The organism is Neisseria sp. (genome assembly GCF_030523955.1).
Lineage (GTDB): Bacteria > Pseudomonadota > Gammaproteobacteria > Burkholderiales > Neisseriaceae > Neisseria.
Genome location: NZ_JAUNHL010000027.1, coordinates 1 through 12,519, shown reverse-complemented (window position 1 = coordinate 12,519; position 12,519 = coordinate 1). Strand labels below are relative to the sequence as shown.

The 12,519-nt window shown below is 48.9% G+C and carries 14 protein-coding genes and 1 other RNA gene; 9 read left to right on the top strand and 6 right to left on the bottom strand.

Translation table 11 applies throughout. The annotated features are described in order from the left end of the window. Positions 1–295 precede the first annotated feature (295 nt). Positions 296–1,384, bottom strand: coding sequence for a hypothetical protein (locus Q4C79_RS07230; RefSeq protein ID WP_303090347.1), 1,089 nt, complete (start codon positions 1,382–1,384; stop codon positions 296–298). Between the two features lie 546 nt (positions 1,385–1,930). Here Q4C79_RS07230 and ubiD point away from each other — a divergent pair. The 6 genes from ubiD (at position 1,931) to Q4C79_RS07200 (ending at position 6,660) form a co-directional block, all read left to right on the top strand. After that, the gene (gene ubiD / locus Q4C79_RS07225; RefSeq protein ID WP_303090369.1) at positions 1,931–3,409 is read left to right on the top strand and encodes a 4-hydroxy-3-polyprenylbenzoate decarboxylase; all 1,479 of its coding nucleotides are present in this window, start codon (positions 1,931–1,933) and stop codon (positions 3,407–3,409) included. A gap of 4 nt (positions 3,410–3,413) precedes the next feature. Then, positions 3,414–4,463, top strand: a complete 1,050-nt coding sequence (lpxK, locus tag Q4C79_RS07220; protein ID WP_303090346.1) for a tetraacyldisaccharide 4'-kinase — start codon at positions 3,414–3,416, stop codon at positions 4,461–4,463. Between the two features lie 60 nt (positions 4,464–4,523). Then, positions 4,524–4,706 (top strand): Trm112 family protein, encoded by a 183-nt coding sequence (locus Q4C79_RS07215; RefSeq protein WP_303090345.1) that lies wholly within the window; start codon positions 4,524–4,526, stop codon positions 4,704–4,706. Then, on the top strand, positions 4,703–5,461 hold the full coding sequence (kdsB, locus tag Q4C79_RS07210; protein ID WP_303090344.1) for a 3-deoxy-manno-octulosonate cytidylyltransferase: 759 nt from the start codon (positions 4,703–4,705) through the stop codon (positions 5,459–5,461). Before Q4C79_RS07215 ends, kdsB begins: the two co-directional genes overlap by 4 nt. Before the next feature lie 71 nt (positions 5,462–5,532). Continuing rightward, a complete protein-coding gene (adk, locus tag Q4C79_RS07205; protein WP_303090343.1) occupies positions 5,533–6,180 on the top strand; it encodes an adenylate kinase in 648 nt (215 codons plus the stop codon). A gap of 168 nt (positions 6,181–6,348) precedes the next feature. Further along, positions 6,349–6,660 (top strand): chorismate mutase, encoded by a 312-nt coding sequence (locus tag Q4C79_RS07200; protein WP_303090342.1) that lies wholly within the window; start codon positions 6,349–6,351, stop codon positions 6,658–6,660. Positions 6,661–6,965: 305 nt separating this feature from the next. Here the strand turns inward: Q4C79_RS07200 and Q4C79_RS07195 are convergent, their stop codons facing one another. Beyond that, the gene (locus Q4C79_RS07195; protein WP_303090368.1) at positions 6,966–7,172 is read right to left on the bottom strand and encodes a cold-shock protein; all 207 of its coding nucleotides are present in this window, start codon (positions 7,170–7,172) and stop codon (positions 6,966–6,968) included. A 367-nt stretch (positions 7,173–7,539) separates the two neighbouring features. Here Q4C79_RS07195 and Q4C79_RS07190 point away from each other — a divergent pair, with 367 nt between their 5' ends. Then, positions 7,540–7,863 carry a DUF2322 family protein gene (locus Q4C79_RS07190; RefSeq protein WP_303090367.1) on the top strand — a complete coding sequence of 108 codons (324 nt, stop codon included), beginning with the start codon at positions 7,540–7,542 and terminating at the stop codon, positions 7,861–7,863. Positions 7,864–7,966: 103 nt separating this feature from the next. Here the strand turns inward: Q4C79_RS07190 and Q4C79_RS07185 are convergent, their stop codons facing one another. The 3 genes from Q4C79_RS07185 to Q4C79_RS07175 form a co-directional block, all read right to left on the bottom strand. Next, entirely contained in the window at positions 7,967–8,536 is a 570-nt protein-coding gene (locus Q4C79_RS07185; RefSeq protein ID WP_303090341.1) for a type II secretion system protein GspG, read from the bottom strand. Between the two features lie 317 nt (positions 8,537–8,853). Next, a complete protein-coding gene (locus tag Q4C79_RS07180; RefSeq protein ID WP_303090340.1) occupies positions 8,854–9,189 on the bottom strand; it encodes a glycine zipper domain-containing protein in 336 nt (111 codons plus the stop codon). A 330-nt stretch (positions 9,190–9,519) separates the two neighbouring features. After that, positions 9,520–11,139, bottom strand: coding sequence for a phosphoethanolamine transferase (locus Q4C79_RS07175; protein ID WP_303090339.1), 1,620 nt, complete (start codon positions 11,137–11,139; stop codon positions 9,520–9,522). A 311-nt stretch (positions 11,140–11,450) separates the two neighbouring features. Here Q4C79_RS07175 and Q4C79_RS07170 point away from each other — a divergent pair, with 311 nt between their 5' ends. Further along, positions 11,451–11,720, top strand: coding sequence for a PepSY domain-containing protein (locus Q4C79_RS07170; RefSeq protein ID WP_303090338.1), 270 nt, complete (start codon positions 11,451–11,453; stop codon positions 11,718–11,720). Positions 11,721–11,870: 150 nt separating this feature from the next. Continuing rightward, positions 11,871–12,413 (top strand): cytochrome b/b6 domain-containing protein, encoded by a 543-nt coding sequence (locus Q4C79_RS07165; protein WP_303090337.1) that lies wholly within the window; start codon positions 11,871–11,873, stop codon positions 12,411–12,413. Between the two features lie 54 nt (positions 12,414–12,467). Here Q4C79_RS07165 and ssrA read toward each other — a convergent pair. Further along, positions 12,468–12,519, bottom strand: a transfer-messenger RNA (tmRNA) gene (ssrA, locus tag Q4C79_RS07160); the annotation flags it as partial.

Genomic DNA, 12,519 nt, shown 5'->3' with positions numbered 1-12,519 from the left:
CATAAACGTGTCAAATTATTTTCAGACAGGCATACTGAGACCTTTGCAAAAAACTTTTTAATCCTGAATTAAGCCTGAATTTATTGATATCTCGTCATACTCGGGCTTGACCCGAGTATCTGCTTTTTCTTCTCAAACAAACAGATGCTCGGGTCAAACCCGAGCATGACGCACGTGTTTCCAGCTATCGAAAAGAATTTTGCAAAGGTCTCTGCCTGTCTGAAGAGAGGGGATGACATCACATCAAAAAAGCCCGTCTCTCCGTACGGGCTTTGCTTTGTTGTGAACCAAGCAATCAGGCAGCTGCTTTGTTTTTGATGCGTTTCACGGTGTGGATAACCATAAACAGCAACAGGATAAAACCAACATAACCGTTAATCACATAAATCACGTTAACCAGATCGTCAAACGGTACCTTTAAGCCGACGAATACGCCGATAGCCATCAATACCAAAGTCAATACTTTGAATCTCATTGATTTTCCATCGGTGAAGCGGGCGGAGGCCTGCCACAGCAAGGGAACGGCGGTGGTGTAAATACCGGCCAGTACGATGATGGAGAAAATAGTGGCGAAGGCCGGATGGATGCTATTGGCCATTTTCAATGTCGGTACCATGGAGCCGGCCACAAATTCGATGTTGGCCATAAACCCCAGCGCAATAATCGCCAGTGCCAAACTGAAGCCTAATGCGCCCAGCATAGCGCCGGAGGTCACTTCTTTCAGATTTTTTGAAGTTGCGCCCATCAGGCTCATAAAGCCGGCCAACCACAACATGCAAAAGCCGACATACGAGAGCGAGGCCAGGAACCAGTTGCTGGAAGCGGTTTTCAATTGCAGGTTGGGAATAACGGAATCGACGGTCGCAAGCCCGGAAGGATTTTTCATAATCGCCAGAATACCCAGCGTAACGGTTAGGATGACAATGGCCGGGCCGATTTTGCCCAATACTTCGACAATTCTGTCCAAACCGAAAATCACCGTAGTCGCGACGATAATGCCCATGCTGATGGCACCTATCCAAGGCGATATGCCGTATTGTTGTTCAACCGTTGCGCCGGTACCGCCTATCATTACGATAAACGACATATAAATAAACAAAATGGAGAAGTAGTCGAAAAAACCACCTATCCATTTGCCACACAAGAATCGGTAAATATCACCGCTGTTATAGAATTTATGTTGGTAACCGGTAACCACAAAATCCCAGCCCACATAAAGAAACAGGATAAATACCACCAAAATACCGGCGATACCCATCCAACCGTAAGCACTGAAATACTGCATCACCTCTTGCCCGGTCGCAAAGCCCGAGCCGATCAGGAAGGCGATAAAGGCGCCGGCATAGGTAATCACGCGAGCGATGCTGACTTTTGATTGTTCCATTTTTAAATTTCTCCTCTTCGTTCTCGTCATTATCAGTCACATTGTTTGCACAATCAGACATAATGTCCTGACAATCTAAGCGAGTGAACTAAATATTTGAGTTCTGTAATCGTCAAAATTTTATAAATATACGGCATAAAATGTTAATACTTTTTTAATAAATAGGCAAAGAAGCAACTGCGAAACCGTGCCGGAAGTGTTAGAATCCGGCAGACAGACGGAGGAATCGGCGTTGTCGGTTCCTGTCGCAAAAGACAATATAAAACATTAGCCCTGCCGTTGAAACAGTAGCCGCAGCAAGCGTTTTATTAGGGTCTGTCGACAATTAACCGGCGAAGCGGTTTTTTGAGGCAAAAACCGCGTATGCAAGGCAAAAAGCACAGCAAGGTTGAACACCTTGCGAGCATTTTTAACGCTGCAGACGGGGATTTTTGACCAAAAATACCGCCGTTGCGTTAATTGTCGACAGACCTTAGCAAAGCATAAACGGCAAAAGCTTTTTCAGACAGGCCTGTTTATATTTGAATGACTTCTTCGAGCGTGATGATGAAATATCAAGATTTAAGAGACTTTATCCGGATGCTGGAGCGTGAGGGTAAACTCAAACGCATCCAATCCCCGGTTTCGCCGCATCTGGAAATGACCGAAATCGCCGACCGCGTGTTGCGCGCCGAAGGGCCGGCCTTGTTGTTTGAAAACGCCGTGCACGCCGACGGCAGCCGCTATGATTTTCCGGTGTTGGCCAATTTGTTCGGCACACCCGAACGGGTGGCGATGGGCATGGGGGCGGAGAGCGTGGCCAAATTGCGAGAAATCGGCCAAACGCTGGCTTATCTCAAAGAACCCGAACCACCCAAAGGTTTAAAAGATGCGTTTGCCAAACTGCCTTTGCTGAAAGATATTTGGAGTATGGCGCCGAATGTGGTGAAAAAAGCGCCGTGCCAAGAGATTGTTTGGGAGGGCGATGAAGTCGATTTAAACAAACTGCCGATTCAGCATTGCTGGCCCGAAGATGTCGCGCCTTTGGTCACTTGGGGTTTGACCGTAACGCGCGGCCCGCATAAAAAACGCCAAAACCTCGGTATTTACCGCCAGCAGTTAATCGGCAAAAACAAGCTGATTATGCGTTGGTTGGCGCATCGCGGCGGTGCGTTGGATTTTCAGGCGCATAAAAAAGCGTATCCGGGCGTGCCGTATCCCGTTGCCGTGGTGTTGGGGTGCGATCCGGCCACCATTTTGGGGGCGGTTACGCCGGTGCCGGATACTTTGAGCGAATATCAGTTTGCCGGTTTGCTGCGCGGTTCGCGCACCGAATTGGTGAAATGTATCGGCAGCGACTTGCAGGTGCCAGCGCGTGCCGAAATTGTGCTGGAAGGGGCGATTTATCCCGACGAAACCGCGCTGGAAGGCCCTTACGGCGACCATACCGGTTATTACAACGAGCAGGATTATTTCCCCGTGTTTACCGTCGAGCGCATTACTATGCGCGAAAACCCGATTTACCACAGCACCTACACCGGCAAACCACCCGACGAACCGGCCGTGCTCGGCGTGGCCTTAAACGAGGTGTTTGTGCCGCTGTTGCAGAAGCAGTTTCCCGAAATCGTTGATTTTTATCTGCCGCCCGAAGGCTGTTCCTACCGCATGGCGGTGGTGAGCATCAAGAAACAGTATGCCGGACACGCCAAGCGCGTGATGATGGGTTGCTGGAGCTTTCTGCGCCAGTTTATGTACACCAAATTCATCGTGGTGGTGGACGACGATGTCAACTGCCGCGACTGGAAAGAAGTGATTTGGGCGATTACCACCCGCATGGATCCGGTGCGCGATACGGTGTTAATCGAAAACACGCCGATTGATTATCTCGACTTCGCCAGCCCCGTTTCCGGCCTCGGCGGTAAAATGGGTTTGGATGCCACCAACAAATGGCCGGGCGAAACCGACCGCGAATGGGGCAGGGTGATTGAGCGCGATGCCGCCACCGTAGCGAAGGTGGACGCCATGTGGGCGAATCTCGGTTTATAAGCCTATGCCGCCGTTACATCAAATCATCGAACAACACTGGCAGAGGCCGAATCCTTGGTTGAAGCTGGTGTTATGGCCGCTGTCGCGACTGTTTCAGACAGGCTTTCTGTTGCGCCGCAGGCTTTATCGCAGCGGTATTTTGCGGCGCGAAAAATTACCGGTGCCGGTGGTGGTGGTGGGTAATATCCACGTCGGCGGCGTCGGCAAAACCCCGGTTACCGCCGCTTTGGTGAACGGCTTGCGGCAAAGAGGAATTGAGGTCGGCATCATCAGCCGGGGTTATGGGCGCGAGAGCCGTGAGATTCATGTGCTGAACGAACGCAGCACAGCCGCCGAAGCGGGTGACGAGCCGCTGATGCTGTATCGACAAACCGGCGTGCCGATGGCGGTAGGCAGCAAACGTGGCGAAGCGGGCAGGGCGTTGCTGGCGGCTTACCCCGGGTTGCAACTGATTGTCGCCGACGACGGTATGCAACACTATGCCTTGCAACGTGATTTGGAGCTTGTGGTTTTCCCGGCGGCGGATATTGGACGGCAGGATTTGGATTTGATGCCCAACGGCGGCTTGCGCGAGCCTTGGTCGCGGTTGGAGGATGCGGATGCGGTGGTGGTAAGCGGTTTGCCGGATGCCCAAGCTGCCGTTTCCGCACAGGATTTTCCGGCATCGCTGCCGCTGTTTGTTTCCCGGTTGCAAACGGGGAAAATTTACCGACTGAATCAGCCGCAACAAACCTTAGAGAGCCAAAGTTTTGTTGGTAAAAAAATCACCGCCGTGGCAGCGATTGCCAAGCCCGAGCGTTTTTTCAACAGCTTGCTCAGCCTCGGTATTCCGCTCGCGCAAACGCTGGCGCTGCCCGATCACGCGCCCTTGAATCCGCAGGATTGGCCGCCGTCCGATATCGTTTTGATTACTGAAAAAGATGCGGTAAAACTTTCAGACAGGCATGGGGAAAATGTGTGGGTGCTGCCGGTTTGTGCGATAATCGAACCGGATTTGGCCGAATTTGTTGCGCAGCGTTTGCATCTCACGGATGCCTGTCTGAAAAGCAGTTGATGCGCGTTAGATATGGATTATTTATTGACAGCCATGCCTGTCTAAAAACGAAAGCATATTATGGAAAAGAAATTTTTAGATATTTTGGTTTGCCCCGTTACCAAAGGCGCGCTGGAATACAAGCAGGACAAACAGGAATTATGGAGCCGCCAGGCCAAGCTGGCCTATCCGATTAAAGACGGCATTCCTTATATGCTGGAAAACGAAGCGCGTGTGTTAACCGAGGAAGAGTTGGCACAATGAAAACCCCGTTTATCGTGATTATTCCCGCGCGTTTATCGTCTTCCCGCTTGCCGCGCAAAGCATTGGCCGATATCGGCGGCAAGCCGATGATTGTGTGCGTGGCCGAGCAGGCCGCAAGAAGCGGCGCACAGCGTGTGGTGGTGGCGGTTGATCATGAAGAAATCGCCCAAGCCTGCCGTCTACACGGCATAGAGGTGGTGATGACCGCCGATACGCATGAGAGCGGCAGCACCCGCTTGGCCGAGGCAGCACGTCTGCTGAATCTGCCGCCGGAGACGGTAGTCGTCAATGTGCAGGGTGATGAGCCTTTGATTGATCCTGCATTAATTGACCGTACCGCAGCGGTATTGGTTGCCAACGGTGCGCCGATGGCGACTGCCGCCCATGAAATCCATGATTTCGATGATTTTTTCAATCCGAATGTGGTTAAAGTAATACTGAACGCGCAAGGCAATGCCATTTACTTCAGCCGGGCGCCGATTCCTTATCCGCGCGATATTATGCGCGATCAGAGGAAAGAGTTGCCCGATTCGCCGCAGCCGCTGCGCCATATCGGGATTTATGCCTACCGCGCAGGCTTTTTGCAGCAGTTCGAAGCTATGGCCGCTTCGCCGCTGGAATCGGTGGAATCGCTGGAACAGTTGCGGGTATTGTGGCACGGCCATCCGATTGCCGTGGAAATTACCGAAACGGCACCGGCGGCCGGCGTGGATACGCAGGAAGACTTGGATCGGGTGCGCGCACTGTTTTCGTAAGCTTTTAGGTTTCCCGATGCCTGTCTGAAAGCGCTTCGGGAAGTTTGTAAATCAGTAGAGAGAGAAGAAAAATGAAAGTATTGTTGTTAGGAGCGCCGGGTGCCGGCAAAGGAACACAGGCTCAATTTATTACGGCGGCATTCAATATTCCGCAAATTTCTACCGGCGATATGTTGCGCGCCGCCATTAAAGCCGGCACACCGTTGGGCCTGGAAGCCAAAAAAATCATCGATGAGGGCGGCTTGGTGCGCGACGACATCATCATCGGCATGGTAAAAGAGCGCATCGCGCAAGACGATTGCAAAAACGGTTTCCTGTTCGACGGGTTCCCGCGCACTTTGGGACAAGCCGAAGCAATGGTGAAAGCGGGCGTGGATCTGGATGCGGTGGTTGAAATCGACGTACCTGATTCGGTAATCGTTTCCCGCATGAGTGGCCGCCGCGTGCACCTGCCTTCCGGCCGCACCTATCACATCGAGCACAACCCGCCTAAAAATGAGGGTAAAGACGATGTAACCGGTGAAGATTTGGTTCAGCGAGATGACGATAAAGAAGAAGTCGTAAAAAAACGCTTGGAAGTCTATCACGACCAAACCGCTGTGCTGATTGGTTTTTACAGCAAACTGGAAGGTGAAAAAGCGCCGAAATACATTAAAGTGGACGGCACCCAACCGGTAGAGAGTGTGAAAACCGAAGTATTATCGGCTTTAGGTAAATAAGCTATCGAAATGGCTTGAGAGCCTTGGTAAAAGTTGATTCAAACTCGAAAACGCTATTTCGTTATCCGCGTGCTTGAGCCAAGTGTCCGTTTTTCCTTTCGAAACAATCAAGATGCTCGGGTCTCAGCCCGAGCATGATTATGTTAATTCGCTATAGAAAACAAAAACATGTCAAAAACTTTAACCAAAGTTCGCCAAGTTATCGATCTAATAGACAGCCAACTGATTGATTTATTATCCGAGAGGCAAAAATTAGTCGAGCAAGCCGGCAAGTTGAAACCTCTAAACGATGCTCAAGCAGTTGCCGCACCGGAGCGAATGGCCCAAGTCATTGCGGCACGTCGTCAACAGGCATCTGCCGCCGGTTTGTCACTTGATGTGGCCGAAGCGATTTGGCAAGCCATGATCAGTGCTTTTATCAGCTTGGAAACCGAAATCAACCGCCAACCTTCTTCCGGAATACCAAGCTCCGTTGATTGAATCTTTTATTGTTGCGATTTCGTACGATTTTATAGTGCCTTGGTTGATGATTGGTTTTATTGTAATCGAAGGCTCTTGCAAAAAGCCGGTTCAAGCCTGAAAACGTTTGTATCCCGTTTATACTAGTGCCAAGCACTGGCATAAAAAGCTTTGGTCTGTCTGAATTTCAGACGCAAAAAATCCCGCAATGTTGCGGGATTTTTATTTTGGAAACCGGGCTTTTTAAGCCGCTTTGTTTCCGCGTTCGTTATACTCTTTCTGCTTTTGCAGCATATAAAAGATACGACCGCGACGTTTTGCAGAACTCATGATAATACCTTTATATTTAAAGCTTGCGGGCCTTTGGGGCCGTCGCCAGGAATAAAGCTGACGCGCTGATTCTCTTTCAGCGTGCGAAAGCCGTCGGATTCGATAGCAGAAAAGTGGGCAAACAAATCTTTGCCGCCGGTTTCCGGAGTGATGAAGCCGAAGCCTTTGCTTTCGTTAAACCATTTTACTGAACCGTATTGCAGATTGCTCATTGAATTTTTCCTTATTGAAATAAAATTAAAGATAGCCAGAACTAAAGCTAGGGGACTGGAAAATCAGGGCAAACACTTGAAAGACTGCAAGAGAATATTCAGATGGTTACGCTAAGCAAATACAGCAACCGGAAACTTCAAACTAACTACAAGAAGCAGTATGGGGGCGATGGGTGGAAAAATCAAGCGAATCGCCAAATATTACACAAAGCGACAGAGACTTAACAGCTTGTTTGTAGGGTAGACCGGGCGAAAACAGTGATACAATCGCGGCTGGTCAGAATAAGACGTTTGCTTGCATTTGGGGCAAAACCTTATTTTGAGTTTTGGATATTTTTGAGACTAAAGAAAGAACATGATGAGTTTTCAGGAAAATCTGGCGAACATGCCATCTGTAGAACATTTACGCGGGTTGGATATTTGTAGCCAAGACGATGAGGTGATTCACCATATTCCGGCTATTGAGGGTAAGCTCGGTTCGCTCAAAGTTTATCATGCTTTGGCACAACAGTTTGACGGCGAGTTGGGGATAGCCGCTGCAGAACGGGGTTTGGAATGGTTTGCCGAACATGTTGCCGATGCAGAGGCGCATCCGGGTAAGCATCCGAATATCGATTTGTTGTTTCGTGTAAAAGAGGAAAACCTGAAGTTGAAATTAGTCGCATTGGAAGAAGAAGCTTAAAAGCATTTTTGGGTGTTTGCCCGAATCAATCTGTGTGGAAGACCAATATCGACAAGATGGTATGCCTGTCTGAAAAATACCCGCAGCTTGTGCGGGTATTGTTTTATTGGTGCTCGGTGAGCAAGCCGATTTTGCTGCCGGCAGCGGATGCGATTTGCGGCACGATGTCGTCATCGGTAAACGGCTGGCCGTCCGCGCCGACGCCGCGCAGATAATATTTATCGGTGCCCACTGTTTGATAATAAAATTCGCACGGTGGCTGGGAGGTAACATCGGTGGGGTCGGTAATGAAGACAAAACTGCCCTGAGGAGCAGCGCTTTCCAGTGTTTTCAATGAATCAGGATAGCTGCCGTTTTGGGTTTTATAAAATTCTACGGTTTGTACCAATGAATTTAAGTTGTTTTGTGCCAAATCTTTTCGCAGGTCGTCATATACGCCGCCGCGTTGCACAAAGCCGAAATAATAAAGTGAGCCATACAGGGTAACGGTTAAGGCAATTCCCAGTAATCCTATGATAATTAGACGTTTGCCGCCGCGTTTTAAAAGGATCAGTCCCCAGATGATGGCAATGATGCCAAACAGTACGCCAATCAATGGGATAAACGACATGCCGGCGATGATATAGGGAAAAATACCGATTTTAGTTTGAGGAGATGTAGCGTGATCAGACATGGGAACCTTCTGCAATATGTATAGCGGATTAACTTAACTTTCGCTACGACGTTGCTGGGCCTTAGCTCAAAGAGAACGATTCTGTAAGCCGCTGAAGCGGCAACAGAATCGGTTCCGTACTACTTGTACGGTCTGCGGCTTGCTGTCTTGTATCGAAGTAATTAAATCCGCTATAGGTGAAATAGTGGAGTAAAGTTTGTTTTATTGGGGCGGTAATATAGCACGACCTGAATCGGAAAAATAAAATGCCTGTCTGAACGGTTTCAGACAGGCATTAATTGTAAATATTGAATGGGATTTAAATGGTTTAGAACGGATTAATCGTCGTCCCAATCGCGTTCACGATGCTTTTTGCGTTTGTGTTTGTGATGCTTGGGTTTATGGTATTGAGCGTATTGGCGTTCATCGCGCTCTTTGGCTTCTGCTTTTTTATTGCGGTAGGCATAAGCATTACCGGCCAAGCCGCCGACTGTTGCGCCAATCAGCGTGCTTTTGGTGTTCTTGCCGAACGCATTGCCGATAATGGCTCCGGTTGCTGCACCGACGATGGTTGCGGTGGTTTGATCAGTAGTACCCCGCGCTTGTGCCGTGCTAACGGGGGCGATTAAAGACGCCGATACCAAGGTGGCCAACAAAATATTTTTGATTTTCATGTTGAATCCTCTTTTTGTTTCTGCAAAGTATGGTGGATTATTAAATTTAATCTGCGATACAAAAGCTTGTTAAACATACATTCTTGTATTTTTATGCCGGATAGAGTGTTTTTTATCAGGCAAGTTCCGTTTGAAATGTGTAATAAATTAGGATAAATATCTTAAAATCAGTAATTTATTTATTATGCATAACTGAATGCCTGTCTGAAAAATGAACGGAAAAGACTTATGCTAAGTTAGACAGGTGTATTTAAAAACTTATGCGTCATGCAGGGCTTGAACCCGGGCATGACGCATAAGCTTTTTCTTAAGTTAATCCACTATATATCACTATTTTCGGCAGGCGGCGAACATATCCAGCTCTTTTTTGTATTCCTGTGTGCCGATATCGAAAATGCCGAGCAGCGAATGGAACACGTTGTCGTGCGATTTGGGTTGTTGTGCTGTCTGGCGCATACAGGCTTCGTCCAGCTTGCGGTCGCTGTAGAACCCCGGCGAGGCCCAGAAAATCATCGGGATATGGGTTTGCTGGCTGGGCGCAATGGCGTACGGCGCGGCATGCAGGAAAATACCTTTTTCACCCAGCGATTCGCCGTGATCGGAGAAATACCATAATGCGCTGTTGACTTTGTCGTCGGCTTTGAGCAGCTTGATGGTTTTAGCCAGCATGTCGTCGATGGCAACGATGGTGTTGTTATAGGTGTTGGCCAGTTTGGTTAAATCGCAATCCTGAATCTGGTTGGTGTCGCAAGTGGGCGTGAATTTGCGCAATTGCGGCGGATAACGTTCGAAATAGGCCGGGCCGTGGCTGCCGTTGCTGTGCAGTACGATGATGCCGTCGTTGGGCATGGCATCGATTTCTTGCTGCAGTTTATCCAACAATACTGTGTCGTAGCACAAATCACCTTTACATTGGGCGGCGGCATCGGCAATGGTTTTATACATATCGATGTGTTTGATGCGGTTGCAGACTTCCTTACAGCCGCTGTCGTTTTCGCGCCATGAGGTGTAGAGGCCGGCCCGTTGCAGCATATCCAGCAGATTTTCCTGATGTTTGGCGGTATTGCCGTTGTATTCCTCGCGGCTCATGCGCGAGAATATGCAGGGTACGGAAATGGCGGTGGAAGTACCGCAGGAACTGACTTGCGGATAATTGATAACGTCGCCTATCTGCTTCAACTGCGGGGTGGTATCGGGCGCGCCGGCATTCAGACCCCAGTTTTCGGCGCGGGTGGTTTCGCCGACCACCAGCACTATCAGGTTTTTCTTGGCACCTTGCGGCGTCAGCCGTTTGGCATCCAATCCGATTTGCTCGAACGGGCGGTGGGCGTCGTAATAGTTATAGGCGGTTTTGAAGCTGGCGCCGATAAAGTTCACCGGAATAATCTGGTGGTTAATGCCTTTGTTGTTGCGGAAAAAAGAAGCGTAGTTTTGATAAGAAGTGGCGGCCAGCACCAGAATGATGCCGAGGGAAACCGCTACGCTGGCCAAACGCCACAACAGGCCTTTGAACCAATGCTTGTTGGCTTCGACGCGCACAAAAACAATATAAAACAGCGCGGGTAAAATACCGGTGATCAGCAACCAAGCGATAAATTTCACGCTGATCCACGCGCTGGCTTCGGTTTGGTTGGTTTGCAGAATGTTTTGGATTTGGTCGGAGTTGAAATAAATCCCCTGCGTCATTACCGCATAAGAAGCGCCGGCGGCCATCACCAGAATCAGAGGAAACAATACGCGGTTAACTTTGGGCCAAAACAGAATCTGCAGGCAGACATTCATCGTTGCTACGATGAACAGCGGCATGGTGGCCAGCAGCAACCAGTTGGCAGAATTACTTATCGGGGCATTTTCCAGCACGCTGCGCCAGAAGCCGATGTTGAGCACCAATACAAAGTAAAGTGTGAACAGTAGGATGATTTTATTGGAAGAGAGCTTAAAGGTTTTCATTGAATACTGCTGGCTTGGGGAAAAGCCGCAGTGTAGTGAGGTAAACTTAAAGCAAGCTTAATCTCATTACGGAAGAAGGTTTTTTACGTGAGGGATATAAACTTAAATAAAGGAACAAGAAAGCCGCAATGCCTGTCTGAAAAAAGCAGGTTGCATATGAAACAATGCATACGGAAACAGAAAAATTTGTATTAATAATAGGTTAGGCTTAATAGAGCGTGAATATTATTTTTTTAAGTTTCAATTAAGCTCGCTTTGTTTTAATGGTTTCCACGGTCCTGTTGACCGCAGATATTTTTAGGAGAACTACCATGTTGAACAAAGCCCTTTTCGGTTTAATCGCCGCCGCCGTTACTTTGCCTGCTTTCGCAGAAACCCAATGCCAAAACCACCCGGCTGCGGAACAAATTCCGCCGGCAAAATTCCAAGAACAATTGAAAGCCGAAGGTTATCAAATCCGTAATTTCAAGAAAACCGATGGTAATTGCTATGAAATCTACGGTAAAAATAAAGAAGGCAAACGGGTTGAGATTTATTTCGACACCAAAACCGGCAAGCCGGTAAAATCCGAAATTGACTAACAGACAGCATCTATAAAGCGGGCGGGTTGGCTGTTTGCATTGCTATCCCGCTGTTTTTTATTACCAATTGCGCTGGTGTCTTTGCAAAAATGCTGTGAGATTATCGGTATTTTTGCCAAGATTTCAGACTGCACGCCAAGGAGTCAAAATATGCAGACAGTAAAAGTATGGGATATTTGGGTAAGGTTTACACACTGGACAGTGGCGGCCATTGTTTTTGCCAACCTGCTGTTTACGGAGGAGGGCGAGGTTGTCCACCGCTATATCGGCTATCTCGCCTGCGGTTTGGTGGTTTCGCGTCTGCTGTGGGGCTTTATCGGCAGCCGTTACGCCCGTTTCAGCAGTTTTTTCCCGACGCCCTCGCGCATCGCGTCGCATATCCGCTCTATGAAAGCGGGCGAATTCGGTCATGATGTCGGCCACAATCCGATCGGTGCGTTGATGATGTTTGCCTTGTGGGGAGCTATTTTGGGCTTGGGCGTGAGCGGTTTTATGATGGAGACCGATGCCTATTGGGGTAATGAAACGGTGATGGGAGTCCACGAGTTGCTAGCGAATCTGATGTGGGTATTGATCGGATTACACGTGGCCGCTGTATTTATCATGTCTTTCCTGAGCAAAACCAATTTGGCGCGTGCGATGGTAACTGGTAAGAAAACGGTTGGCGAAACCGAAACATCCGTCAGTGATTAAGCTGTTGTGACGATAAAAAAGCCGAACCTTTTGAGGTTCGGCTTTTTTAGGATCTGGTGGAGGCGGGGGGAATCGAACCCCCGTCCGAAAGTCCTCTACAAAGCGT

Bases quoted from the DNA above. Each gene is read 5' to 3' on its own strand.
- Q4C79_RS07185 (WP_303090341.1), bottom strand. From the start codon at position 8,536: ATGTCTGATCACGCTACATCTCCTCAAACTAAAATCGGTATTTTTCCC.
- Q4C79_RS07175 (WP_303090339.1), bottom strand. From the start codon at position 11,139: ATGAAAACCTTTAAGCTCTCTTCCAATAAAATCATCCTACTGTTCACA.
- kdsB (WP_303090344.1), top strand. From the start codon at position 4,703: ATGAAAACCCCGTTTATCGTGATTATTCCCGCGCGTTTATCGTCTTCC.
- lpxK (WP_303090346.1), top strand. From the start codon at position 3,414: ATGCCGCCGTTACATCAAATCATCGAACAACACTGGCAGAGGCCGAAT.
- Q4C79_RS07200 (WP_303090342.1), top strand. From the start codon at position 6,349: ATGTCAAAAACTTTAACCAAAGTTCGCCAAGTTATCGATCTAATAGAC.
- Q4C79_RS07170 (WP_303090338.1), top strand. From the start codon at position 11,451: ATGTTGAACAAAGCCCTTTTCGGTTTAATCGCCGCCGCCGTTACTTTG.
- Q4C79_RS07190 (WP_303090367.1), top strand. From the start codon at position 7,540: ATGAGTTTTCAGGAAAATCTGGCGAACATGCCATCTGTAGAACATTTA.
- ubiD (WP_303090369.1), top strand. From the start codon at position 1,931: ATGAAATATCAAGATTTAAGAGACTTTATCCGGATGCTGGAGCGTGAG.
- Q4C79_RS07230 (WP_303090347.1), bottom strand. From the start codon at position 1,384: ATGGAACAATCAAAAGTCAGCATCGCTCGCGTGATTACCTATGCCGGC.
- Q4C79_RS07215 (WP_303090345.1), top strand. From the start codon at position 4,524: ATGGAAAAGAAATTTTTAGATATTTTGGTTTGCCCCGTTACCAAAGGC.
- Q4C79_RS07165 (WP_303090337.1), top strand. From the start codon at position 11,871: ATGCAGACAGTAAAAGTATGGGATATTTGGGTAAGGTTTACACACTGG.
- Q4C79_RS07180 (WP_303090340.1), bottom strand. From the start codon at position 9,189: ATGAAAATCAAAAATATTTTGTTGGCCACCTTGGTATCGGCGTCTTTA.
- adk (WP_303090343.1), top strand. From the start codon at position 5,533: ATGAAAGTATTGTTGTTAGGAGCGCCGGGTGCCGGCAAAGGAACACAG.